The sequence below is a fragment of the Klebsiella sp. 1SOBk5mer genome (assembly GCF_046603115.1).
Classification (GTDB): Bacteria; Pseudomonadota; Gammaproteobacteria; order Enterobacterales; family Enterobacteriaceae; genus Klebsiella; species Klebsiella quasipneumoniae.
In genome coordinates, this window is the sequence record NZ_JBKIUU010000002.1 from 307,165 (window position 1) to 330,611 (window position 23,447).

General features: G+C 56.8%; 21 protein-coding genes and 1 other RNA gene. 12 read left to right on the forward strand and 10 right to left on the reverse strand.

What is annotated here, in order from left to right; all coding sequences use genetic code 11:
• Positions 1–49 precede the first annotated feature (49 nt).
• The 4 genes from ACLH1U_RS07215 to ACLH1U_RS07230 all read right to left on the reverse strand — a co-directional run bounded on the left by ACLH1U_RS07215 (position 50) and on the right by ACLH1U_RS07230 (position 3,876).
• The gene (locus ACLH1U_RS07215) at positions 50–550 is read right to left on the reverse strand and encodes a SprT family zinc-dependent metalloprotease (protein WP_032428989.1); all 501 of its coding nucleotides are present in this window, start codon (positions 548–550) and stop codon (positions 50–52) included.
• Between the two features lie 77 nt (positions 551–627).
• A complete protein-coding gene (locus ACLH1U_RS07220) occupies positions 628–2,022 on the reverse strand; it encodes a sugar porter family MFS transporter (protein ID WP_004205171.1) in 1,395 nt (464 codons plus the stop codon).
• Positions 2,023–2,403: 381 nt separating this feature from the next.
• Positions 2,404–3,558, reverse strand: coding sequence for a methionine adenosyltransferase (gene metK / locus ACLH1U_RS07225; RefSeq protein WP_004205170.1), 1,155 nt, complete (start codon positions 3,556–3,558; stop codon positions 2,404–2,406).
• A gap of 159 nt (positions 3,559–3,717) precedes the next feature.
• Positions 3,718–3,876, reverse strand: a complete 159-nt coding sequence (locus tag ACLH1U_RS07230; protein WP_032428987.1) for a hypothetical protein — start codon at positions 3,874–3,876, stop codon at positions 3,718–3,720.
• Between the two features lie 382 nt (positions 3,877–4,258).
• On the opposite strand from ACLH1U_RS07230, the gene yqgB reads away from it, so the two are divergent.
• The 3 genes from yqgB (at position 4,259) to speB (ending at position 7,529) form a co-directional block, all read left to right on the forward strand.
• Complete coding sequence (gene yqgB / locus ACLH1U_RS07235) at positions 4,259–4,390, forward strand: acid stress response protein YqgB (protein WP_002916578.1); 132 nt, start codon at positions 4,259–4,261, stop codon at positions 4,388–4,390.
• Between the two features lie 8 nt (positions 4,391–4,398).
• Positions 4,399–6,375: a biosynthetic arginine decarboxylase gene (gene speA, locus ACLH1U_RS07240; protein ID WP_004205167.1), complete on the forward strand. Its 1,977-nt coding sequence runs from the start codon at positions 4,399–4,401 to the stop codon at positions 6,373–6,375.
• 233 nt (positions 6,376–6,608) lie between these two features.
• The gene (gene speB / locus ACLH1U_RS07245; protein ID WP_004205166.1) at positions 6,609–7,529 is read left to right on the forward strand and encodes an agmatinase; all 921 of its coding nucleotides are present in this window, start codon (positions 6,609–6,611) and stop codon (positions 7,527–7,529) included.
• Between the two features lie 132 nt (positions 7,530–7,661).
• Here the strand turns inward: speB and ACLH1U_RS07250 are convergent, their stop codons facing one another.
• Complete coding sequence (locus ACLH1U_RS07250) at positions 7,662–8,930, reverse strand: OprD family outer membrane porin (protein ID WP_023290988.1); 1,269 nt, start codon at positions 8,928–8,930, stop codon at positions 7,662–7,664.
• Between the two features lie 377 nt (positions 8,931–9,307).
• Positions 9,308–10,066 (reverse strand): M48 family metallopeptidase, encoded by a 759-nt coding sequence (locus ACLH1U_RS07255; protein ID WP_017899781.1) that lies wholly within the window; start codon positions 10,064–10,066, stop codon positions 9,308–9,310.
• A gap of 279 nt (positions 10,067–10,345) precedes the next feature.
• On the opposite strand from ACLH1U_RS07255, the gene tkt reads away from it, so the two are divergent.
• The 7 genes from tkt (at position 10,346) to ACLH1U_RS07290 (ending at position 18,815) form a co-directional block, all read left to right on the forward strand.
• The gene (gene tkt / locus ACLH1U_RS07260) at positions 10,346–12,337 is read left to right on the forward strand and encodes a transketolase (RefSeq protein WP_023290987.1); all 1,992 of its coding nucleotides are present in this window, start codon (positions 10,346–10,348) and stop codon (positions 12,335–12,337) included.
• 386 nt (positions 12,338–12,723) lie between these two features.
• Positions 12,724–13,752, forward strand: a complete 1,029-nt coding sequence (epd, locus tag ACLH1U_RS07265) for an erythrose-4-phosphate dehydrogenase (RefSeq protein ID WP_236947579.1) — start codon at positions 12,724–12,726, stop codon at positions 13,750–13,752.
• A 39-nt stretch (positions 13,753–13,791) separates the two neighbouring features.
• Entirely contained in the window at positions 13,792–14,955 is a 1,164-nt protein-coding gene (gene pgk / locus ACLH1U_RS07270) for a phosphoglycerate kinase (protein ID WP_023290986.1), read from the forward strand.
• Between the two features lie 97 nt (positions 14,956–15,052).
• Positions 15,053–16,132 carry a class II fructose-bisphosphate aldolase gene (fbaA, locus tag ACLH1U_RS07275; protein ID WP_008806452.1) on the forward strand — a complete coding sequence of 360 codons (1,080 nt, stop codon included), beginning with the start codon at positions 15,053–15,055 and terminating at the stop codon, positions 16,130–16,132.
• A 190-nt stretch (positions 16,133–16,322) separates the two neighbouring features.
• The gene (locus ACLH1U_RS07280) at positions 16,323–17,180 is read left to right on the forward strand and encodes a small-conductance mechanosensitive channel MscS (RefSeq protein WP_023290985.1); all 858 of its coding nucleotides are present in this window, start codon (positions 16,323–16,325) and stop codon (positions 17,178–17,180) included.
• 151 nt (positions 17,181–17,331) lie between these two features.
• Positions 17,332–17,967: an arginine exporter ArgO gene (gene argO / locus ACLH1U_RS07285; protein WP_049014206.1), complete on the forward strand. Its 636-nt coding sequence runs from the start codon at positions 17,332–17,334 to the stop codon at positions 17,965–17,967.
• Positions 17,968–18,056: 89 nt separating this feature from the next.
• Positions 18,057–18,815 (forward strand): oxidative stress defense protein, encoded by a 759-nt coding sequence (locus tag ACLH1U_RS07290; RefSeq protein ID WP_023290983.1) that lies wholly within the window; start codon positions 18,057–18,059, stop codon positions 18,813–18,815.
• 54 nt (positions 18,816–18,869) lie between these two features.
• Here ACLH1U_RS07290 and argP read toward each other — a convergent pair whose 3' ends face one another.
• Positions 18,870–19,763, reverse strand: a complete 894-nt coding sequence (gene argP / locus ACLH1U_RS07295) for a DNA-binding transcriptional regulator ArgP (protein WP_002916497.1) — start codon at positions 19,761–19,763, stop codon at positions 18,870–18,872.
• Positions 19,764–19,930: 167 nt separating this feature from the next.
• Between argP and rpiA the strand changes: the two genes are divergently transcribed.
• Entirely contained in the window at positions 19,931–20,590 is a 660-nt protein-coding gene (rpiA, locus tag ACLH1U_RS07300; protein ID WP_002916495.1) for a ribose-5-phosphate isomerase RpiA, read from the forward strand.
• Positions 20,591–20,859: 269 nt separating this feature from the next.
• Positions 20,860–22,092 (forward strand): phosphoglycerate dehydrogenase, encoded by a 1,233-nt coding sequence (gene serA, locus ACLH1U_RS07305; RefSeq protein WP_008806446.1) that lies wholly within the window; start codon positions 20,860–20,862, stop codon positions 22,090–22,092.
• A gap of 83 nt (positions 22,093–22,175) precedes the next feature.
• Here the strand turns inward: serA and ACLH1U_RS07310 are convergent, their stop codons facing one another.
• The 3 genes from ACLH1U_RS07310 to zapA all read right to left on the reverse strand — a co-directional run bounded on the left by ACLH1U_RS07310 (position 22,176) and on the right by zapA (position 23,426).
• On the reverse strand, positions 22,176–22,772 hold the full coding sequence (locus tag ACLH1U_RS07310; protein ID WP_072413555.1) for a 5-formyltetrahydrofolate cyclo-ligase: 597 nt from the start codon (positions 22,770–22,772) through the stop codon (positions 22,176–22,178).
• 99 nt (positions 22,773–22,871) lie between these two features.
• Positions 22,872–23,055, reverse strand: a non-coding RNA gene (ssrS, locus tag ACLH1U_RS07315) — 6S RNA.
• A gap of 41 nt (positions 23,056–23,096) precedes the next feature.
• Positions 23,097–23,426 carry a cell division protein ZapA gene (gene zapA / locus ACLH1U_RS07320; protein WP_004205298.1) on the reverse strand — a complete coding sequence of 110 codons (330 nt, stop codon included), beginning with the start codon at positions 23,424–23,426 and terminating at the stop codon, positions 23,097–23,099.
• Positions 23,427–23,447: the final 21 nt, after the last annotated feature.

Consider the following 23,447-nt stretch of genomic DNA (forward strand, 5'->3'; position numbering starts at 1 on the left):
TGCCGGATGCAATCAGTCAGATCAGAAAGTTTCTAATTAATTCCAATGGTTATTTTTCAGCCACCAGCAGATCGCCGCAGCGCACGCAGCGGTAAGTGGCTTCGCCGCGCACCACCCGGTTATGGCGACGAACGGTGAGCTGATGCTGCTGGCAGCGGCAGCGGTAGGGGAAGGTATTCTGGCGGACCGAATCAAGTTCAAAACGGTGGGTGCGACGCGCGGGAACGCCCAGGACGCTCTCCATCATCCATTTCCACTCTTTGCCGTGCGGGGCTACCCGGCCAAAGTGTTGCCACACCAGCAGGTGCGCCAGCTCATGGGGCACCACTTCATCGATAAACTCCTGCTGATTCTCCAGCAGCAGCACCGGGTTTAAACGAATTTCGTTTTTCTCCAGCCAGGCGGTGCCGGCGGAGGTACCGCGCTGCTGGTAGACCAGCGTCGGCTCCGCGTAGCGGCGTTCCAGCTTGAGGTTCGCTTTGGCGAGATGCTCCCGCAGGCTGCGCATCACGGCCTGCTGAATAGCGATGGGAATACGGGGTGTTTTCATAGCGCCAGAGGATAGTGCGGCGGAGGGGGGAGAGCAAGAGGAAGCTTCCTCCCGTGAGGGGAGGAAGCTCAGGCGGGTTAATCGCGGGCGCCGATCTCGCGCAGCGGACGACCCTGCATCAGGTTGCGTTCGATATGTTCCAGCGAGACGTTTTTGGTTTCCGGGATCAGCCACAGCGTCAGCAGGATAAACAGCACGTTCAGACCGCCGTACACCCAGAAGGTGTTGGCGCTGCCCAGCGAATTGAGCATGGTCAGGAAGGTGGCCCCGACAATCATGTTGGCAATCCAGTTGGTCGCCGTGGAGCAGGTGATACCGAAGTCGCGGCCTTTCAGCGGCTGGATTTCGGAACACAGTACCCAAATCAGCGGGCCGGCGCTCATGGCGAAACCGACGATAAACATCAGCAGCATCAGGACGGCGATGTACTGGGCGGTTGAGGAGTGAATGCCGATGTGCATCATGCTGCCCAGCACGCCCATCCCCGCGGCCATGACGATAAAGCCAAGGATCAGCGTCGGTTTACGGCCCCAGCGGTCGACCAGACCGATGGCGATAAAGGTAGCCAGCACGTTAGTCAGGCCGACGATCACCGTCCCCCACATCTGCTCGGTGGTGTTGGCATAGCCCGCCAGCTCAAAGATCTTCGGCGCGTAGTACATGATGACGTTCATCCCGGTGAACTGCTGCATCACCTGCAGCAGAATGCCGAGGAACACCGCGCGGCGGAAGTTGCTGTTGTCTTTAAACAGCGACCAGCCGGACTGTTTTACCTTCAGGCTTTCGCGGATCTCGTCGAGCTCGCGTTTCGCTTCGGCGCTGGTATCGCGCAGGCGCAGCAGCACGCGCTCGGCATCGACAAAGCGACGTTTAGCGGCGAACCAGCGCGGGCTGTCCGGCAGGAAGATAACGCCGATCAGCAGCAATACCGCCGGAATAATGATTACGCCGAGCATCCAGCGCCATGCGCCGCTGTAGCTGAAAGCGGTGTCGGAGAGGTAGGCGCCAAGAATACCGATGGTGATCATCAGCTGGTACATGGAAATCATACTGCCGCGAATTTTCTCCGGAGCGATTTCCGACAGATACAGCGGTGCGGTGTAGGAGGCGACGCCCACCGCCAGGCCCAGCAGCACGCGGGAAACCAGCAGGATCTCGACGTTTGGCGCGGCGGCGGAGAACAGAGAGCCGGCGACGAAGAGGATGGCGCCGATCATCAGGCTCTTTTTACGGCCCAGTTTGAAGGAGAGCCAGCCGCTGCCGACCGCACCGACGGCGGCGCCGAACATCATGGAGCTGACCACCCACTCCTGAGTGTGAGCGGAAATCTGGAACTCATTGGCAATAAAGGGTAAGGCACCCGCAATAACACCGATATCAAGGCCGAACAGCAGGCCAGCCAGCGCGGCGAGGAAACAGACGAAGAACGTCATGGTCTTGTTTGAACGCCCTTGTTTTTTGTTGTCAGGCATAACGCCCTCCAGTTGAGTTATTGATTCTGTCGATGGTTAGCGTAGGACACTCGTCGGTAAAAAAACGTGATTATAGTCACGGCTGTGTAATCGTTTCCACAAAGGTAAAGATACGTAATTCATTAAATTCTTTTTAAATCAGCAATATAAATAAGGATAGACGACAATTTTAAAAACGGTAATCAGAGTTAACCGAAACAATATGTAACATTGTGAAAAATGCACGCATGAGAAGGCGCTTGCAGGCAGCAATCGACCATTGTCATGATGTAATCGCTTTCATTGCATCGCCGCGGTTCGCTGAAGCAGGGCATGGGAGGGTGGGTAACGGACATAAAAAGGCCAGCGCGAGGCTGGCCTTGAAGAGTGGAAGCGGGGAGATTATTTCAGACCAGCCGCTTCGCGCAGCAGGGCCGCTTTGTCGGTTTTTTCCCATGGGAAATGTTCGCGACCAAAGTGACCGTAGGCAGCGGTTTCTTTGTAGATCGGGTGCAGCAGATCCAGCATCTGAATCAGGCCGTACGGACGCAGGTCGAAGAACTCGCGCACCAGCAGGGTCAGCTGTTCAGAAGGCACTTTTTCTGTACCAAAGGTTTCCACCATGATGGAAGTCGGCTCTGCAACGCCGATGGCGTAGGAAACCTGAATTTCGCAACGGTCAGCCAGGCCTGCGGCAACGATGTTTTTCGCCACATAGCGCGCCGCATAGGCTGCGGAACGGTCAACTTTAGACGGATCCTTACCGGAGAAGGCGCCGCCGCCGTGACGAGCCATGCCGCCGTAGGTATCGACGATGATCTTACGACCGGTCAGACCGCAGTCGCCCATCGGGCCGCCGATAACGAAACGGCCGGTTGGGTTGATGAAGAATTTAGTGGACGCGCTCAGCCATTCGGTTGGCAGAATCGGTTTGATGATCTCTTCCATCACCGCTTCCTGCAGCGATTTCTGGTCGATATCTTCCGCGTGCTGCGTGGACAGCACCACCGCGTCGATGCCGACGATTTTGCCGTCGTCATACTGGAAGGTCACCTGGCTTTTCGCATCCGGACGCAGCCACGGCAGGGTGCCGTTTTTACGTACTTCAGCCTGGCGCTGCACCAGACGGTGAGCGTAGGTCACCGGCGCCGGCATCAGCACGTCGGTTTCGTTGGTGGCGTAGCCAAACATCAGCCCCTGGTCGCCTGCGCCCTGTTCCAGCGGATCGGCACGGTCAACGCCCTGGTTGATGTCCGGAGACTGTTTACCAATGGCGCTCAGTACGGCACAGGAGTTGGCGTCAAAGCCCATATCGGAATGCACGTAGCCAATTTCGCGGACGGTGTTGCGGGTGATCTCTTCGATGTCAACCCATGCGCTGGTGGTGATTTCGCCGCCTACCAGCACCATGCCAGTTTTGACATAGGTTTCACATGCGACACGCGCTTTCGGATCCTGCTCGAGGATCGCATCCAGCACGGCATCAGAGATTTGGTCAGCAATTTTGTCAGGATGCCCTTCTGATACGGACTCAGACGTAAAAAGGTGTTTTGCCATATTTTATTTCACCTGTGGACGATTCGGATAGCTCATACTGTTGTGTAATGTGGCTTTGGTGGATAATCAGCGCAAAGCCGCGCAGGTAGCGACACGAGCAGTCTGAGTGTTAATCAGTATAGACGGATTAACTTCTGGACGGCTATTTTAGGTCAAATCTTAAGCCCATTTCCAGCCTTTTTTGATGGCGGTCGCATTTATCGGAAAACTCGCCTGGCAAATTTTCCTGACAACCGCGCAAACCTGCACATTTTTATTTTGCTTTTTACCCCGCTTCTCGGTATAAAACGCCGCGCGCGGCTCATTAAAAAAGCGCACGGGGATCTCCCCGTGGTGCCACTTCCAGCCGGGTTAAGCAGTCTGTATTTACAGAATCTCGCAACGGCATAGCGCCTGTTGCCCGGTATGTATAGCTTTGGCTTGTCGCCGACCCTGACCCAGGGCGGTGTGGAGGTGATACCAGATAATGAACCAACGTTTTTCGCTTGATTCGTCGCGTCGTTCTGTCGCGCGTCAGCACTCCGCAACCTGCATCTCTCTCATGCAAACCAGCCGATGTTCACCCCATCTCGGCGCTTCTCAGGATTCCAGGGCCGGTCGGTCGTCAGAAAACTGAACAAGGGCGCTCTTGCCTGGCAAGAGTTTTCTCGTGGTTTCTCCGGACTGTCATACTCTGTTCGGCTACGTGTTTTACGATGATATGAATAAGAAACCGGTCGCGCAGTCGCAAAACCAGCAGATAGTGCTGGGCTTTAGGACTGTTCATGGGTTGTTATCGCATCTTTGGACTGCGATAGTAGTTAACTGTCTTACACTTATTATTAAAAATTGAGGTTCGCTATGTCTGACGACATGTCTATGGTTTCGCCTTCGTCAGCAGGCGAACACGGTGTACTACGTTCCATGCAGGAGGTAGCGATGAGCTCCCAGGAAGCCAGCAAGATGCTGCGTACTTATAATATTGCCTGGTGGGGCAATAACTATTATGACGTCAACGAACTGGGCCACATCAGCGTTTGCCCGGATCCGGACGTCCCGGAAGCGCGCGTTGACCTCGCTGAATTAGTCAAAGCGCGCGAAGCGCAAGGGCAACGCTTGCCGGCGCTGTTCTGCTTCCCGCAGATCCTGCAGCACCGCCTGCGCTCAATCAACGCCGCATTCAAGCGCGCGCGCGAATCCTACGGCTATAACGGCGATTACTTCCTGGTCTACCCGATCAAGGTGAACCAGCATCGTCGCGTCATCGAATCGTTGATCCATTCCGGCGAGCCGCTGGGTCTGGAAGCCGGTTCGAAAGCGGAACTGATGGCCGTGCTGGCGCACGCCGGGATGACCCGCAGCGTCATCGTCTGTAACGGCTATAAAGACCGCGAATACATCCGCCTGGCGCTGGTGGGCGAGAAGATGGGCCACAAGGTCTATCTGGTCATCGAGAAGATGTCGGAGATCGCCATCGTGCTGGAAGAGGCCGAGCGCCTGAACGTGGTGCCGCGCCTTGGCGTGCGTGCGCGTCTGGCCTCGCAGGGGTCCGGTAAATGGCAGTCTTCCGGCGGCGAGAAGTCCAAGTTCGGCCTCGCGGCGACCCAGGTTCTGCAGCTGGTGGAGATCCTGCGTGCCGCAGGACACCTCGACAGCCTGCAGCTGCTGCACTTCCACCTCGGCTCGCAAATGGCTAACATTCGCGATATCGCCACCGGCGTGCGTGAATCGGCGCGTTTCTACGTCGAGTTGCATAAGCTGGGCGTCAATATCCAGTGCTTCGACGTCGGCGGCGGCTTGGGCGTGGATTACGAAGGCACCCGCTCGCAGTCTGACTGCTCGGTGAACTACGGCCTGAACGAATACGCTAACAATATCATTTGGGCCATCGGCGACGCCTGCGAAGAGAACGGCCTGCCGCACCCGACGGTGATCACCGAGTCCGGCCGCGCGGTGACCGCGCACCACACCGTGCTGGTTTCCAACATCATCGGCGTGGAGCGCAACGAATACACCGAGGCGACCCCGCCGGCGGAAGACGCCGCGCGCCCGCTGCAGAGCATGTGGGAAACCTGGCTGGAGATGCACGAAACCGGCAATCGCCGCTCGCTGCGCGAATGGCTGCACGACAGCCAGATGGACCTGCACGATATCCATATCGGCTACTCCTCCGGCACTTTCAACCTGCAGGAGCGCGCCTGGGCAGAACAGCTGTATCTGAACATGTGTCATGAAGTGCAGAAGCAACTCGACCCGAGCAACCGCGCCCATCGCCCGATTATTGATGAGCTGCAGGAGCGCATGGCGGATAAAATCTACGTCAACTTCTCGCTGTTCCAGTCGATGCCGGATGCGTGGGGGATCGATCAGCTGTTCCCGGTGATGCCGCTGGAAGGGCTGAACAAGTCGCCGGAGCGCCGCGCGGTGCTGCTGGACATCACCTGCGACTCGGATGGCGCCATCGATCACTACGTGGACGGCGACGGGATCGCCACCACTATGCCGATGCCGGAATATGACCCGGAGAACCCGCCGATGCTGGGCTTCTTTATGGTCGGCGCCTATCAGGAAATCCTTGGCAACATGCACAACCTGTTCGGCGATACCGAGGCGGTAGACGTGTTCGTCTTCCCTGACGGCAGCGTTGAGGTTGAGCTGTCCGACGAGGGCGATACCGTGGCGGATATGCTGCAGTACGTGCAGCTGGATCCCAACACGCTGCTGACCCAGTTCCGCGATCAGGTGAAAAACACCGGCCTGGACGACGCGCTGCAGCAGCAGTTCCTCGAAGAGTTCGAGGCGGGTCTGTACGGGTACACTTATCTGGAAGACGAGTAACCGCTGATGCCCGGTGGCGTTGCGCTTACCGGGCCTGCGTATGGCGGCCGCCTAAGGCGAAGCCGTCATCCGGCAGAAGGCGATACTCACTTGAACCCGTATGCATTACCGGCGATAATTCACGCCAATAAGCGATTTATCTATCAAACCCTTCCTCGTCGGGCCTAACGACGCGGAGGGGTTTTTTTATACTTATTTTTTACGTTCCACGACTGTGAAAAGAGGTCATATCCATGAGCACTTTAGGTCATCAATACGATAACTCCCTGGTATCCAATGCCTTTGGCTTCCTGCGTCTACCGATGAATTTCATGCCCTACGACAGCGATGCTGACTGGGTGATCACCGGCGTCCCGTTCGATATGGCGACCTCCGGGCGCGCGGGCGGCCGTCATGGCCCGGCGGCGATCCGTCAGGTTTCCACCAATCTCGCCTGGGAGCACAACCGTTTTCCGTGGAACTTCGACATGCGCGAACGCCTGAACGTGGTTGACTGCGGGGATCTGGTGTACGCCTTCGGCGACGCGCGCGAAATGAGCGAGAAGCTGCAGGCCCACGCCGAGAAGCTGCTGGCGGCCGGCAAGCGCATGCTCTCCTTTGGCGGCGACCACTTCGTTACGCTGCCGCTGCTGCGCGCCCACGCCAAGCACTTCGGTAAAATGGCGCTGGTGCACTTCGATGCCCACACCGACACTTACGCCAACGGCTGCGAGTTCGACCACGGCACCATGTTCTACACCGCGCCGAACGAAGGGCTCATCGATCCGAACCACTCCGTACAGATCGGTATTCGCACCGAATTCGATAAAGATAACGGTTTCACCGTGCTTGATGCGGGCCAGGTTAACGACCGCAGCGTCGATGACGTGATTGCCCAGGTGAAGCAGATCGTTGGCGATATGCCGGTGTACCTGACCTTTGATATCGACTGCCTGGATCCAGCGTTTGCGCCAGGAACCGGTACCCCGGTTATCGGTGGGCTCACCTCTGACCGCGCGATCAAGCTGGTGCGCGGTCTGAAGGATCTGAACATCGTCGGGATGGACGTGGTGGAGGTCGCCCCGGCCTACGATCAGTCCGAAATCACCGCCCTGGCGGCGGCGACCCTCGCGCTGGAGATGCTGTACATCCAGGCGGCGAAGAAGGGCGAATAACCCGAGGTCACCCCAACCCTCTCCCTTCCGGGGAGAGGGTACCGCACGGCACAGGGGGTTAATCAAGGCGCCGGACGGTTGCTCCTGCGGGCCGGGAGAGGGCCGACCCGCAGGAGAGGGTTCATCACGTGCTTAAAACACGTTAAATGGATATTCGACGTAGAACCGCACTTCATTACCGCTGACGTTATAGTCGCTGGCGTTGCTGGAAACCCGCAGTACCGAATAGCGAAGCCTGAATTTCAAATCTTTCGCCGCCCCGTTTTGCACCTGGTATTGAACCTGGTTGAACCATTCATGTTCTTTGCCGTTGCTGGTCTCTGACGTTTTAATGTTATCCCCGCGCACGTAGGCGGTGGTCCAGGTCAGCCCCGGTAGCCCCAGCCCGGCAAAATCCAGTCCATACGATGCCTGCCAGGAGCGTTCATCTTCCCCGTTAAAATCAGACCAGTAGGAGTTGGCCAGCCAGATGGTGTTCCCGCCATCGCCGACGCCGCCCTGGTTCTGGTAGCCGCCGTAGTGGTAGCCGGTGCTGCCGCTGCTTTGCTGGTAAGCGACCTTAAAGGTATGGATATCCCAGATGTAGCTGGCGGCCAGGCTCCAGATACTGTTGCTGCGTCCGGTGTCATTGGCATCGGCATATTGCTGATCCAGGCGTGAGTGATAGCCGTTGAAGTCGAGAACCAGTTGTTGGTTGGCGGCGAACGGCTGCTGATAGTTCAGGCCGAGATACTGTTTGTTCAGCACATCTTCGACATGCGACGCGTACAGCGCGCCGCTGAGCTGGTCGTTGAACCGGTAGCTGGCGCCGCCGAAGGACAGGCTTTTCAGACCGCTGTTATGGCTGTCGTCGCTTTTACGCTGCTGATCGGTCAGGTAGCCGGCGTTAATTTCCAGACCGTCGATTTCGCGTGAGGTCAGCATGGTGCCGGTATAGCTCTCGTAGAGCAGGCGCGAGTCGTCGGCGTAGACAATAGGCAACATCGGGCGCTGACTGCCGTAGCTGAGCACGGTATTCGAAAAGCGCATTTTGCCGGTGGCGCCGAATTTCGCGAGGTCGGATTTTGCCCGGCCGTCGTCATCCTGGGCGAAAAAGTCGATCCCGCCCGCGCCGCTGCGGCCGCGGCCGCCGTCGAGGCGCACGGCGTACTGGGCGATGCCGTCCACGCCGAAGCCGACCGGTCCCTCGGTAAAGCCGGATTCGAAGGTGGCGATAATTCCCTGGCCCCATTCGGCTTTATCCGGCAGCCCATCGCGATAATCGCGTTTGATATACGCGTTACGTAAAAAGAGATCCAGATGGCTGTCTTCAATAAAGCCCTGGCTGGTAGATTGTTGGCTGGCGAAAGCCGGCGCGGCGGCAATAATGCCAAGAGCGATGAATGATAATTCTTTTTTCACTGAGGGCACTTCTCTGTCTGTCGATATATTCAAGGGAATCACTGCAATCGCGATATTCTCCTGAAATAATGTCAAAAGCAATCATTGTGTGAGCAATGGTATCGGCAGGAAACAAGCGGTGTGGCGCATGCTGGCCAGGTTTGGCGAAGAGGGGTGGACTATTTAATATTTGGTCTAACCCGGTTCTGAAAGGCGGATTGTGTACGCCGTTTTTCATTTGCCAAATAATATTTTGCTGAGTGACAGCATATAAAATAATTGGCTGCGACGAGGTGAAATAATAATTAACGGTTTGTGCGCTTAAGTTATCAATTGATGCGGCTAAATATTTTTACTGGCAGATATAAAAGGGAGGCAGTCATGCCTCCCGCTGGCGATTATTTAATCCCGTCGGCCTTCATGCGATCGCGAATATGCTGGGCGCGCGCTTCTGAGGCCGGGTGATCGTCAAACATCGAGCTCTGACGGCCGGCTTCCAGCTTGGCCAGTTTCTCGAAGCTGGTGGCCAGTCCCGACGGATTGATGCCGCGCTTACGCAGCAGGTCGTAAGAGTAGTCATCCGCTTCCGATTCCTGGCGCTGGGAGAACTGCGAGTTCACCAGTTTTTCACCCAGATCGCCGAGCTGCGACTGGGACAAGCTGCCGACGATGCCGCCGGCGGAGGCCGCTGCCGCGCGCACGGCGTTGGTGCCCAGGGCGACTTGCATGCCTTTCTTCACATGGCCCAGCGCGACGTGGCCCATTTCATGGCCGATCACCGCCTCGACTTCATTATCGTTCATCAGATCCATCAGCCCGCTGTAAACGCGGATGCAGCCGTTAGCCATGGCGAAGGCGTTGACATCCTTGGTCTCATAGACCTTGTAGTTCACGGGCTGACCATTGATGTTATCGCCCAGCGCGGCCGCGATTTTGTTCAGCCGCTGGCTGTATTCACTGCTGGCTGGGGCGATTTTCGCTTTGGCGTCCATCTCTTTACAGGCCTGGTCGCTTAAGGTTTTCACCTGCGCGTCGCTGAGGGAGTATGCCTGGAAGGCTTCGGCCCCTGAGCTGAGCAGACCGTTGGAGTCCATGTTCTGACATCCGGTGAGCGTTGCTGCGATCCCAAGAGCAAGTACGGTTGAGCGAATTTTCATTTTTTATCTTCCACAATCTTATGGTTGTTTATCCGACAATACGGCGACGGCAGGGAACCGTATTCTGCGTAAATTATAAAGAGTATCGCAGGATGCGGGCGAGCGGATTCCGGCGTAGCACAACCTGTTCCAGAGATTTCTTAAAGGGCAAAAGGATGCTCCATGTACATGACTTGTCGCTTGGGTTACATTGTTCACACTTTTTTCCGGCGTAGCCCAAAACGCGCTCTCGTCAAGTCGTTAAGGGCATGGCCTTCAACAGTCCGAACTGGAGTCAAAATGTCCTCACGTAAAGAGCTTGCTAACGCTATTCGTGCGCTGAGCATGGACGCTGTACAGAAAGCCAAATCCGGCCACCCGGGTGCCCCGATGGGTATGGCTGACATTGCCGAAGTGCTGTGGCGTGATTTCCTGAACCATAACCCGAACAATCCGGCCTGGGCTGACCGTGACCGTTTTGTACTGTCCAATGGCCATGGTTCGATGCTGATTTACAGCCTGCTGCACCTCACTGGCTACGATCTGCCGATTGAAGAGCTGAAAAACTTCCGCCAGCTGCACTCCAAAACGCCGGGCCACCCGGAAGTCGGCTACACCGCGGGCGTGGAAACCACCACCGGTCCGCTGGGCCAGGGTATCGCTAACGCGGTCGGGATGGCTATCGCCGAGAAAACCCTGGCGGCGCAGTTCAACCGTCCGGGCCACGACATCGTCGACCACTACACCTACGCCTTCATGGGCGACGGCTGCATGATGGAAGGCATTTCTCACGAAGTGTGCTCCCTGGCCGGTACCCTGAAGCTGGGCAAACTGGTGGCCTTCTATGATGACAACGGCATCTCCATCGACGGCCACGTTGAAGGCTGGTTCACCGACGATACCGCCAAACGCTTTGAAGCCTACGGCTGGCACGTGGTGCGCGGCGTTGACGGTCACGACGCTGACGCCATCAAACGCGCAGTAGAAGAAGCGCGCGCGGTCACCGACAAACCGTCCCTGCTGATGTGCAAAACCATCATCGGCTTCGGTTCGCCGAACAAAGCCGGTACCCACGACTCCCACGGCGCGCCGCTGGGCGACGCCGAAATCGCCCTGACCCGCGAAGCGCTGGGCTGGAACCACGCGCCGTTTGACATCCCGTCTGACATCTATGCGCAGTGGGATGCCAAAGAAGCCGGTCAGGCGAAAGAAGCGGCATGGAATGAGAAGTTCGCTGCCTACGCCAAAGCCTTCCCGCAGGAAGCAGCCGAATTCACCCGTCGTATGAAAGGCGAGATGCCGTCTGACTTCGACGCGAAAGCCAACGAGTTCATCGCGAAGCTGCAGGCCAACCCGGCGAAAATCGCCAGCCGTAAAGCCTCTCAGAACGCCATCGAAGCTTTCGGTCCGCTGCTGCCGGAATTCCTCGGCGGTTCCGCTGACCTGGCGCCGTCCAACCTGACCCTGTGGTCTGGTTCTAAGCCGATCAACGAAGACACCGCGGGTAACTACATTCACTACGGCGTGCGTGAGTTCGGTATGACCGCTATCGCCAATGGTATCGCGCTGCACGGCGGCTTCCTGCCGTACACCTCCACCTTCCTGATGTTCGTGGAATACGCGCGTAATGCGGTACGTATGGCCGCGCTGATGAAACAGCGTCAGGTGATGGTCTACACCCACGACTCCATCGGTCTGGGCGAAGATGGCCCGACTCACCAGCCGGTAGAGCAGGTGGCTTCTCTGCGCGTAACGCCGAACATGTCCACCTGGCGTCCGTGTGACCAGGTTGAATCCGCGATTGCATGGAAATATGGCGTCGAGCGTCAGGACGGCCCGACAGCGCTGATCCTCTCCCGCCAGAACCTGGCGCAGCAGGAGCGTACCGAAGAGCAGCTGGCGAACGTGGCCCGCGGCGGTTACGTGCTGAAAGATTGCGCCGGCCAGCCGGAGCTGATCTTCATCGCCACCGGTTCCGAAGTGGAGCTGGCGGTGGCCGCGTGGGACAAACTGACCGCCGAAGGCGTGAAGGCGCGCGTGGTCTCCATGCCGTCCACCGACGCGTTCGACAAGCAGGATGCGGCCTACCGTGAATCCGTACTGCCGAAAGCCGTGACCGCGCGCGTTGCCGTGGAAGCGGGTATTGCTGATTACTGGTTCAAATACGTTGGCCTGAACGGGGCGATCGTTGGCATGACCACCTTCGGTGAGTCTGCGCCAGCTGAGCAGCTGTTCGAAGAGTTCGGCTTCACCGTCGACAACGTGGTCGCTAAAGCGAAAGCGCTGCTGTAATTGCGGTTACGGTGCGGGCTGATGCCCTCACCCCAACCCTCTCCCACAGGAGAGGGGGCAAACGCCAAAAAACGGTAACCCCTGGGTTACCGTTTTGCTTTTACCTCGCCACCCGGCTTTTTTGTATCTGCTATTCCTGAACCATGTAATACGGTTGTAAATTATTCCAGCGAAAATGTGATGTGAGTCATATAGCTGGTTTATTGCGCTGGACAAACATTCCTTTTATTCCTCGTTTGGCTTATTCTAGCTGAAGCGTTTCAGTCGTTTAAATGTTCGACAATTAATCAATCAGTCGCAGTTTGCAGCTGGTAAGGTTTCCCTCAGAGCGTAGCTGGATTACTCTGTCAGCCACCTCATAACAGGGACAGCCTTGCAGGAGATCTATGACCATTCGCATCGCGATTAATGGCTTCGGTCGTATTGGACGCAACGTGGTTCGTGCGCTATATGAATCCGGGCGCCGTGCGGAAGTCACCGTGGTGGCTATCAATGAGCTGGCGGATGCTGCGGGCATCGCGCATTTGTTGAAATATGACACCAGCCATGGCCGTTTCGCCTGGGATGTTCGTCAGGAGCGCGAGCAGCTGTTTGTTGGCGATGATGCCATCCGTCTGCTGCACGAGCCGACCATTGCGGCGCTGCCCTGGCGCGAGCTGGCGGTAGACGTGGTGCTCGACTGCACCGGCGTTTACGGGAGCCGTGAACACGGTGAGGCGCACCTGCAGTCTGGGGCGAAGAAAGTGCTCTTCTCGCATCCCGGCGGCAACGACCTCGACGCGACGGTGGTGTACGGCGTCAATCAGGATGAACTCCGCGCCGAGCATCGCATTGTCTCCAACGCCTCCTGCACCACCAACTGCATTATTCCGATCATTAAACTGTTAGATGATGCCTATGGCATCGAGTCCGGCACCGTCACCACCATTCACTCGGCGATGCATGACCAGCAGGTGATTGACGCCTACCATCCGGATCTCCGGCGTACCCGCGCGGCCAGCCAGTCGATCATTCCGGTGGATACCAAACTGGCGGCAGGGATCACCCGTATTTTCCCGCAGTTTAATGACCGTTTTGAAGCGATTGCCGTGCGGGTGCCGACGATAAACGTGACGGCAATTGACCTGAGCGTGACGGTCAAAAAACCGGTAAAAGCATGTGAAGTCAACCAGTTGCTGCAAAAAGCAGCACAAGGTGCATTTCATGGTATAGTTGACTATACGGAATTACCGTTGGTCTCAACAGATTTTAACCACGATCCGCACAGCGCCATCGTCGATGGCACGCAAACCCGGGTCAGTGGCGCGCATCTGATCAAAACGCTGGTCTGGTGCGATAACGAATGGGGCTTTGCTAACCGAATGCTCGACACGACGTTAGCGATGGCGGCTATTGGTTTCAGGTTCGACGCGTAAACGTCGACAAAACTTTATGAATCAACGAGAGGATTCACCATGTCTGTAATTAAGATGACCGATCTGGATCTGGCTGGTAAACGCGTTTTTATCCGTGCGGATCTGAACGTACCAGTTAAAGACGGGAAAGTAACCAGCGACGCACGTATCCGTGCCTCTCTGCCGACCATTGAACTGGCGCTGAAGCAGGGCGCGAAAGTCATGGTTACTTCTCACCTGGGTCGTCCGACCGAAGGCGAGTACAACGAAGAATTCTCTCTGCTGCCGGTTGTTAATTACCTGAAAGACAAACTGTCCAGCCCGGTACGTCTGGTTAAAGACTACCTGGACGGCGTGGAAGTCGCTGCCGGCGAGCTGGTGGTGCTGGAAAACGTTCGCTTCAACAAAGGCGAGAAAAAAGACGACGAAGCGCTGTCCAAAAAATACGCCGCGCTGTGCGACGTGTTCGTAATGGACGCTTTCGGTACCGCGCACCGCGCGCAGGCTTCCACCCACGGTATCGGCAAATTTGCTGACGTGGCGTGCGCAGGCCCGCTGCTGGCCGCTGAACTGGACGCGCTGGGTAAAGCGCTGAAAGAGCCGGCTCGTCCGATGGTCGCTATCGTCGGTGGTTCTAAAGTATCCACCAAACTGACCGTGCTGGATTCCCTGTCTAAAATCGCTGACCAGCTGATCGTCGGCGGCGGTATCGCCAACACCTTCGTTGCCGCTCAGGGCCACAACGTCGGTAAATCCCTGTACGAAGCGGATCTGGTTGATGAAGCCAAGCGCCTGCTGAGCACCTGCGATATCCCGGTTCCGACTGACGTTCGCGTCGCGACCGAGTTTTCCGAAACCGCAACGGCGACTCTGAAATCTGTTAACGACATTAAAGATGACGAGCAGATTCTGGACCTCGGCGACGTTTCCGCACAGAAACTGGCTGACATCCTGAAAAACGCCAAAACCATCCTGTGGAACGGCCCGGTTGGCGTATTCGAATTCCCGAACTTCCGTAAAGGGACTGAAATCGTGGCTAACGCTATCGCGGACAGCGAAGGTTTCTCCATCGCCGGCGGCGGCGACACCCTGGCAGCGATCGACCTGTTCGGCATCGCTGACAAAATTTCCTACATCTCCACTGGCGGCGGCGCGTTCCTTGAATTCGTCGAAGGCAAAGTCCTGCCGGCAGTAGCGATGCTCGAAGAGCGCGCTAAGCAGTAATTCAGTTCAGGCGGGGAAACCCGCCTGTTTTTCAGCGCGCTTAAGGGCTCGCGAACCTTCTTCAACGGTCGAAGATACAGATACAGGACTAAGTAACATGTCTAAAATTTTTGATTTCGTAAAACCGGGCGTCATCACTGGCGACGACGTTCAGAAAGTGTTCCAGGTAGCGAAAGAAAACAACTTTGCACTGCCGGCGGTAAACTGCGTAGGTACTGACTCCATCAACGCCGTTCTGGAAGCTGCTGCGAAAGTTCGCTCTCCGGTTATCGTTCAGTTCTCTAACGGCGGCGCGGCGTTCATCGCAGGTAAAGGCGTGAAAACTGACGTTCCTCAGGGTGCTGCTATCCTCGGCGCTATCTCTGGCGCGCACCACGTGCACCAGATGGCTGAGCACTACGGCGTGCCGGTTATCCTGCACACTGACCACTGCGCGAAGAAACTGCTGCCGTGGATCGACGGCCTGCTGGACGCGGGTGAAAAACACTTCGCCGCTACCGGCAAACCGCTGTTCTCTTCTCACATGATCGACCTGTCTGAAGAGTCTCTGCACGAAAACATCGAAATCTGCTCTAAATACCTGGCGCGCATGGCCAAAATGGACATGACCCTGGAAATCGAACTGGGTTGCACCGGTGGCGAAGAAGACGGCGTGGACAACAGCCACATGGACGCTTCCGCCCTGTACACCCAGCCGGAAGACGTGGATTACGCGTACACCGAGCTGAGCAAAATCAGCCCGCGCTTCACCATCGCCGCTTCCTTCGGTAACGTACACGGCGTGTACAAACCGGGTAACGTCGTTCTGACCCCGACTATCCTGCGCGACTCTCAGGAATATGTTTCCAAGAAACACAACCTGCCGCACAACAGCCTGAACTTCGTCTTCCACGGCGGTTCCGGTTCTTCCGCTCAGGAAATCAAAGACTCCGTTAGCTACGGCGTAGTGAAAATGAACATCGATACCGACACCCAATGGGCAACCTGGGACGGTATCCTGCAGTACTACAAAACTAACGAAGCTTACCTGCAGGGCCAGCTGGGCAACCCGAAAGGCGAAGACCAGCCGAACAAGAAATACTACGATCCGCGCGTATGGCTGCGTGCTGCACAGACTTCCATGGTGACTCGTCTGGAGCAGGCATTTAAAGAGCTGAACGCGATCGACGTTCTGTAAGAAAAATCTGTTTCTTACCCTGAAGCCCGCAGCAATGCGGGCTTTTTTATTAGCTTAACAACAGGATAGCGCGGCAGAAAACTGTGATCCATTTGGCAAAACGTGCACTTATTGTTTACCCTATAACCTGACTGCCCTGTCGCAGGCTGAGTTATTTACTTCCCCCTGGGGGATTCATAAGGAATGTTAAATGGAAGATTTGAACGTTGTCGATAGCATCAACCACGCCGGGACGTGGCTGGCACGCAACCAGGAGCTGCTGCTGAGCTATGCCGTCAACATCGTCGCGGCTATCGCTATCCTGATCGTCGGGATGATCGTGGCGCGCGTCGTCTCTAACACCGTCAACCGCCTGATGCTGGCGCGTAAAATTGACGCCACCGTTGCCGATTTCCTCTCCGCGCTGGTGCGCTATGCGGTTATCGCCTTTACGCTGATTGCCGCCCTGGGCCGCGTGGGCGTGCAGACCGCCTCGGTCATTGCGGTGCTGGGCGCCGCGGGTTTAGCCGTCGGTCTGGCGCTGCAGGGGTCACTGTCTAACCTCGCGGCTGGCGTACTGCTGGTGATGTTCCGCCCGTTCCGCGCCGGTGAATATGTCGATCTCGGCGGCATTGCGGGTACCGTACAGAATGTGCAGATTTTCTCCACGACCCTGCGTACCGTCGATGGCAAAATCGTGGTGGTGCCGAACGGCAAAATTATCGCCGGCAACATCATTAACTTCTCCCGCGAACCGGCGCGCCGCAATGAGTTTATTATCGGCGTCTCTTACGATGCCGATATCGACAAGGTGAAGCAGCTCCTGACCTCGATTATCGAATCTGACGATCGTATTCTGCGCGATCGGGAAATGACGGTGCGCCTGAACGAACTCGGCGCCTCGTCGGTGAACTTCGTGGTGCGCGTGTGGAGCAAAAGCAGCGATCTGCAAAACGTCTACTGGGATATCCTCGAGCGCATCAAGCGTGAATTTGACGCAAATGGCATCAGCTTCCCTTATCCGCAGATGGATGTTCATGTGGTGCGCCTGCCGGAAAAAGCCGAGTAAACCACTACTCAGTGACTCAGGCCGGCCATGCCGGCCTTTTTTAATGGCTCATTATTAGCTTCGCTTATTAATGATTAATACTTTCAATTTCCGCTAATAATTTATTCGCGTTATAGTCAGCGCCACTCTCGAAGACAGCGGAAAAATCCTCATGTTTACCTATTACTTTCAGGGCCTTGCCCTGGGAGCGGCAATGATTTTGCCGCTTGGCCCACAAAATGCTTTCGTGATGAACCAGGGCATCCGTCGTCAGTATCACCTGATGATTGCCTTGCTGTGCGCCGTCAGCGACTTGCTGCTGATCTGCGCCGGCATTTTTGGCGGCAGCGCGCTGCTGATGCAGTCCCCCTGGCTACTGGCGCTCGTGACCTGGGGCGGCGTGGCCTTTTTACTGTGGTACGGCTTTGGCGCGCTGAAGACGGCGTTCAGTCCGAATCTTGAGCTCGCCAGCGCCGAGGCGATGCAGCAGGGGCGCTGGAAAATCATTATCACTATGCTGGCGGTCACCTGGCTGAATCCGCACGTTTATCTGGATACGTTTGTGGTGCTGGGCAGCCTGGGAGGCCAGCTGGCGGTGGAGCCGAAGCGCTGGTTTGCGCTGGGAACCATTAGCGCCTCTTTCCTGTGGTTCTTTGGTCTGGCGCTGTTGGCCGCCTGGCTGGCGCCGCGGCTGCGTACCGCCAGAGCCCAGCGGATCATCAACATTGTGGTCGGCGCCGTCATGTGGTTTATTGCGTTTCAGCTGGCAAAAGAGGGCGTCGTCCATATCCAGGCGTTGCTCAACTAAGCGTTGTCCGATGGACTTTCCTGCTGTACGCGCTAAGCTTGCTGGCATGCGTCCCGTAAGGGCGATTTAAGTAACATGGAGAAACGACAGTGAAGTTAAAAGTCTTAGCCCTGGCGGCAACACTCGGATTTAGCACGATGGCGGCACAGGCAAGCGAATTGCCGGACGGTCCGCACATTGTGACTTCAGGCACAGCAAGCGTTGCTGCGGTTCCGGATATCGCTACCCTGGCGATCGAAGTGAACGTGGCGGCAAAAGATGCCGCATCGGCAAAAAAACAGGCTGACGATCGCGTTGCGCAATACCTCTCTTTCCTCGAAAAGAGCGGCATTGCGAAAAAAGACATCAACTCGGCGAATCTGCGTACCCAACCTGATTACGACTATCAGAACGGGAAAAGCATTCTGAAAGGCTATCGCGCGGTGCGCACCGTCGAAGTGACCTTGCGCCAGCTGGATAAACTCAACGGTCTGCTGGATGGCGCCCTGAAAGCCGGTCTGAACGAAATTCGCTCCGTCTCGCTGGGCGTTGCGCAACCGGACGCCTACAAAGATAAAGCGCGTAAAGCGGCGATCGACGACGCCGTGCACCAGGCGCAGGAGCTGGCCGCAGGTTTCCACAGCAAGCTGGGGCCGGTGTACAGCGTGCGCTACCATGTCTCTAATTATCAGCCGAGCCCGATGGTTCGCATGATGAAGGCCGCTGACGCTGCGCCGGTTTCCGCCCAGGAAACCTACGAGCAGGCGACTATCCAGTTTGACGACCAGGTCGACGTCGTGTTTGAACTGCAGCCGGCGCAGGCCGCAGCACCGGCGAAACCGGCTGAAGCGCCGAAACCGGCCCAGTAAGCGATAGAAACAAAAAAGCCACTTCAGCGAAGTGGCTTTTTTTATGCCCGCGGTTTAATCCTGACGCAGCACTTTGTGACCGTAGTCGATGAGCGCATCGGTCACCCGCCGCATCATGCGGCTTTCCGGGGCAAAGCGGTGCCAGTAGAGCATACGGCGCTGAAACAGGCCTGGAGTGAGATCGATAAGCTCGCCGCTGTTGAGCTCTTTTTCGATCTGCAGATGCGGGATCATACAGCAGGTAGTGCCCTGGCGCGCCAGCTGGACGAAGGCTTCCGACGAGTTGACGATATGGCAGGGGACGCTGCCCGGCGGCAGGTCGAAGTTTTGCTGCAGAAAGGCCTGATGCATATCGTCCAGATGGTCGAAGGCGACGACCGGGGCTTTCAGCAGCGCCGAACGCGTTACGCCGTTCGGGAAGTAGCGTTGCGCAAACTCTTTTGAGGCGACAAACAGGTAATCGAGCGCGCCGAGCTGATCCACCAGGCAGCTTGGCAGCGCCTGCGGCTGGATACTTACCGCGCCGACCACTTCGCCACGGCGCAGGCGCTCCTGGGTGCGGGTTTCATCTTCCACCTGCAGGTTGAGACGAATAGGGGAGTCCGACAGCACATTAGCCAGCGCCGGCAGCAGCCAGGTCGCCAGACTGTCGGCGTTCACCGCCAGCGACAGCAACAGCGGCGTGGAGCCAGTCTGCTCGTCGCCCAGCCACTCCTCTTCCAGCAGTTCAACCTGGCGCAACAGAGCCAGCAATTTTTGTCCTTGCTCGGTTGGGCGCGGCGGCACGGTACGTACCAGCAGCGGCTGGCCGAACATATTTTCCAGCTGCTTAATTCGCTGTGAGACGGCGGACTGGGTAATACATAGCTTCTGCGCGGCGCGCTCAAATCCTCGTTCTCTAATCACCGCGTCCAGCGCTTGTAGTGTCCTGTAGTCCGGTCGTTTCATTATTCTGGCGTGCCCCCATAACTAATCGTTATCTCGCACTATGACATAAATTTTTATTTGATACAGACGAAATTGGTCTGCTCTGTTGTGTGATCTGCATCGCAGGGACATTTCCACTGTCGATGTTCTATAATGCGCCACAGGCATTCACATCTCGGACCATGATTATGACGCAGGATGAACTGAAAAAAGCGGTAGGTTGGGCAGCGCTGCAATACGTACAGCCAGGGACCATTGTGGGCGTTGGCACCGGCTCGACGGCGGCCCATTTTATTGACGCGCTGGGCACCATGAAAGGGCAGATCGAAGGGGCGGTCTCCAGCTCCGATGCCTCCACCGAGAAGCTGAAAAGCCTCGGGATCACCGTCTTCGATCTCAACAGCGTCGATCGCCTGGGGATCTACGTTGACGGCGCGGATGAGATCAACGGTCACATGCAGATGATCAAAGGCGGCGGCGCGGCGCTGACCCGTGAGAAGATCATCGCTTCGGTGGCCGATAAATTTATCTGCATCGCCGATGCTTCCAAGCAGGTCGATATTCTGGGCAAATTCCCGCTGCCGGTTGAAGTCATTCCGATGGCGCGCAGCGCCGTTGCACGCCAACTGGTCAAGCTGGGCGGTCGTCCGGAATACCGTCAGGGCGTGGTGACCGATAACGGCAACGTGATCCTTGACGTGCACGGCCTGGAAATTCTCGATGCTATCGCGCTGGAAAACGCGATTAACGGCATTCCTGGCGTCGTGACCGTAGGGCTGTTCGCCAATCGCGGCGCCGACGTGGCGCTGATCGGCACCGCTGACGGTGTGAAAACCATCGTAAAATAGTCTGTCCGCAGGGAGCCAACCGGCTCCCTCGCAAATATTTTTTCACCTGGTGCAATTTAGTGACTTCTGTCACATTTGTGCAACCATTCTGATTAACGCGCTACCGTTCATTATCTTTCTGGTGTTTTGTCCTGCCATTTCCTTCTGAATGACATTTCTTCAGGACGGCGACGCAAACGTTCATATTGCCGCGATAGTTTTTTTTGATATGTTGCTGAGACGAACTTTCGTTCAGCACGACATCAGTTAAGACAAAACAGGACGGGGAAATGGCTAAGGTATCACTGGAAAAAGACAAGATTAAATTTCTGCTGGTTGAAGGTGTGCATCAAAAGGCAATCGATAGCCTTCGCGCGGCAGGTTACACCAACATTGAATTTCATAAAGGCGCGCTGGATTCCGAACAGCTGAAAGCGTCGATCCGTGATGCCCATTTCATCGGCCTGCGTTCCCGTACCCATCTGACTGAAGAGATTTTCGCCGCGGCGGAAAAACTGGTTGCCGTCGGCTGCTTCTGCATCGGTACCAACCAGGTGGATCTGAACGCCGCCGCGAAGCGCGGTATTCCGGTGTTTAACGCGCCATTCTCTAATACCCGTTCGGTGGCCGAGCTGGTGATCGGTGAGCTGCTGCTGCTGCTGCGCGGCGTGCCGGAAGCCAACGCCAAGGCGCATCGCGGCGTATGGAATAAGCTGGCGGTGGGGAGCTTTGAAGCGCGCGGCAAGAAACTGGGGATTATCGGTTACGGCCACATCGGCACCCAGCTCGGCATTCTGGCGGAATCGCTGGGGATGCATGTCTTCTTCTATGATATTGAAAACAAACTGCCGCTCGGCAACGCCACTCAGGTACAGCATCTCTCCGACCTGCTGAACATGAGCGACGTGGTCAGCCTGCACGTGCCGGAAAACGCCTCTACCAAAAATATGATGGGCGCGGAAGAGCTGGCGCTGATGAAGCCGGGCGCGCTGCTGATCAACGCCTCCCGCGGTACCGTGGTGGATATTCCGGCGCTATGCGATGCGCTGGCGAGTAAGCATCTGGCCGGGGCGGCAATCGACGTCTTCCCGACCGAACCCGCGACCAACAGCGACCCCTTCACTTCGCCGCTGTGCGAATTTGATAACGTGATCCTGACTCCGCATATCGGTGGCTCCACTCAGGAAGCGCAGGAGAACATCGGTCTGGAAGTGGCCGGCAAGCTGGCGAAATACTCTGACAACGGGTCAACCCTGTCGGCGGTTAACTTCCCGGAAGTTTCTCTGCCGCTGCACGGCGGACGCCGTCTGCTGCACATCCATGAGAACCGGCCGGGCGTCCTGACCGCCATCAACCAGATCTTCGCCGCGCAGAGCATCAACATTGCCGCCCAGTATCTGCAAACGTCGCCGCAGATGGGCTACGTGGTTATTGATATCGAAGCGGAAGAAGACGTTGCCCAGCAGGCGCTGCAGGCAATGAAAGCGATCCCGGGAACTATCCGCGCCCGTCTGCTGTTCTAACCATTTTTGCCTCTCGGGCAGGTCGCGTACCTGCCCGTTTTTTTGTTAATACTTTCCAGGCTGAATTTCTCGTCCCCGCGTACCTACCAACACCAGGTTTTGCCCGGGGTGATCACCGCCGGCAGCGGGATATCCCACTCTTCGCTCGGCAGGGTGTCCACCTGCTGGCAGTCGTGCGCGTAGCCCACCGGCTGCAGGCGATACTGCTGCCAGTTTTGCAGCGTCCGGTCGTAAAAACCGCCACCCATCCCCAGCCGTTGGCCGCCGGCATCGAAGGCCACCAGCGGGGTGACCAGCACATCGAGTTCAGCGAGCGGCAGCACGTCGCGCACGTCGAGCTTCGGTTCGCGGATCTTCAGGCGATTCACTATCAGTTCGCTCTGCGGATGGTAATGTAAAAACAGCAGGTTACCGGGGCTAAACGGATGCAGCACCGGGAGATAGACTCGCTTACCGGCCCGCCAGAGCTGGTCGATCAGCGGTTGGGTGTCCAGCTCGCCGTCAAAGGAGAGAAACAGCGCCACGGTGTGGGCGAGAACCACCGGCGGCCAGGCCATCATCCGCTCTGCGGCCTGCAGGGCAAACTGCCGCTGTTGCTCAGGGCTGAGCGCGCGTCGACGCTCGCGGATCTGCTGGCGAATGTGCTGGCGGGAGAGCAGGGTATCGGGCTGTAGAGTCATGCAGGTCTCATGGCGAGCAGGCGAAACAATAGAAAACAGTGTAATACAGTGCGGCATCAGCCGAAAACAGGCGTGGGGAAATAATGCGAGGTAAGGAAGGGAATCTCCGAGATGCCGCCGCAGGCTGTAACCCTTGAACCCTTGGTTCAAGGTGAATGTGTCGTCACAGTTTTAAGGCTTCTCGGACGGACCGAGCATGCTCACCAACCGTGGAGCGCCACATTCTTGTGGTATGAAATATCGGCTCAGGGGACTGGCCCGCTTGCAAACATCTCAGAGAAATTTTGTTCCTGGAGTTACTCTAACACAGTTAACTGCAAAGTGTTATTCAAACTTCGACCCTGGTCTTTCGCTTATGCGACCTTGCTCAAGCAATGCTTGCTCGATGGTCTGCTGAAGCATGCGAATGCGCTGCTCCATACTGGAAGCGTAGTCGCGGGTCTTCGCTTTTTCCTGAGTCAACTCATAGCTGATGTTCAACGCGGCGATGAAGACCAGCTGCTCAGTATTTGTGACTCTAGTGCGTTCTTTTAAATCTTGCAACCGCTGATTAAGGTCTTCAGCTGCCTGATTCAGGGCATCCCTTTGTTCAGGCGGGCAATTCACTCGCAGTGAACGGCCGAAAATTTGGAGATCTACGGGTTGTGCAGACATGCCACCTTCCTGCTGATTGAC

Excerpts from the sequence above, each read along its gene's own strand:
- yqgB (WP_002916578.1), top strand. The coding sequence starts at position 4,259 with ATGAATAAGAAACCGGTCGCGCAGTCGCAAAACCAGCAGATAGTGCTG.
- ACLH1U_RS07220 (WP_004205171.1), bottom strand. The coding sequence starts at position 2,022 with ATGCCTGACAACAAAAAACAAGGGCGTTCAAACAAGACCATGACGTTC.
- metK (WP_004205170.1), bottom strand. The coding sequence starts at position 3,558 with ATGGCAAAACACCTTTTTACGTCTGAGTCCGTATCAGAAGGGCATCCT.
- serA (WP_008806446.1), top strand. The coding sequence starts at position 20,860 with ATGGCTAAGGTATCACTGGAAAAAGACAAGATTAAATTTCTGCTGGTT.
- ACLH1U_RS07255 (WP_017899781.1), bottom strand. The coding sequence starts at position 10,066 with ATGAAAATTCGCTCAACCGTACTTGCTCTTGGGATCGCAGCAACGCTC.
- fbaA (WP_008806452.1), top strand. The coding sequence starts at position 15,053 with ATGTCTAAAATTTTTGATTTCGTAAAACCGGGCGTCATCACTGGCGAC.
- tkt (WP_023290987.1), top strand. The coding sequence starts at position 10,346 with ATGTCCTCACGTAAAGAGCTTGCTAACGCTATTCGTGCGCTGAGCATG.
- pgk (WP_023290986.1), top strand. The coding sequence starts at position 13,792 with ATGTCTGTAATTAAGATGACCGATCTGGATCTGGCTGGTAAACGCGTT.
- speA (WP_004205167.1), top strand. The coding sequence starts at position 4,399 with ATGTCTGACGACATGTCTATGGTTTCGCCTTCGTCAGCAGGCGAACAC.
- ACLH1U_RS07215 (WP_032428989.1), bottom strand. The coding sequence starts at position 550 with ATGAAAACACCCCGTATTCCCATCGCTATTCAGCAGGCCGTGATGCGC.
- argO (WP_049014206.1), top strand. The coding sequence starts at position 17,332 with ATGTTTACCTATTACTTTCAGGGCCTTGCCCTGGGAGCGGCAATGATT.
- epd (WP_236947579.1), top strand. The coding sequence starts at position 12,724 with ATGACCATTCGCATCGCGATTAATGGCTTCGGTCGTATTGGACGCAAC.
- argP (WP_002916497.1), bottom strand. The coding sequence starts at position 19,763 with ATGAAACGACCGGACTACAGGACACTACAAGCGCTGGACGCGGTGATT.
- rpiA (WP_002916495.1), top strand. The coding sequence starts at position 19,931 with ATGACGCAGGATGAACTGAAAAAAGCGGTAGGTTGGGCAGCGCTGCAA.
- zapA (WP_004205298.1), bottom strand. The coding sequence starts at position 23,426 with ATGTCTGCACAACCCGTAGATCTCCAAATTTTCGGCCGTTCACTGCGA.
- speB (WP_004205166.1), top strand. The coding sequence starts at position 6,609 with ATGAGCACTTTAGGTCATCAATACGATAACTCCCTGGTATCCAATGCC.
- ACLH1U_RS07310 (WP_072413555.1), bottom strand. The coding sequence starts at position 22,772 with ATGACTCTACAGCCCGATACCCTGCTCTCCCGCCAGCACATTCGCCAG.
- ACLH1U_RS07280 (WP_023290985.1), top strand. The coding sequence starts at position 16,323 with ATGGAAGATTTGAACGTTGTCGATAGCATCAACCACGCCGGGACGTGG.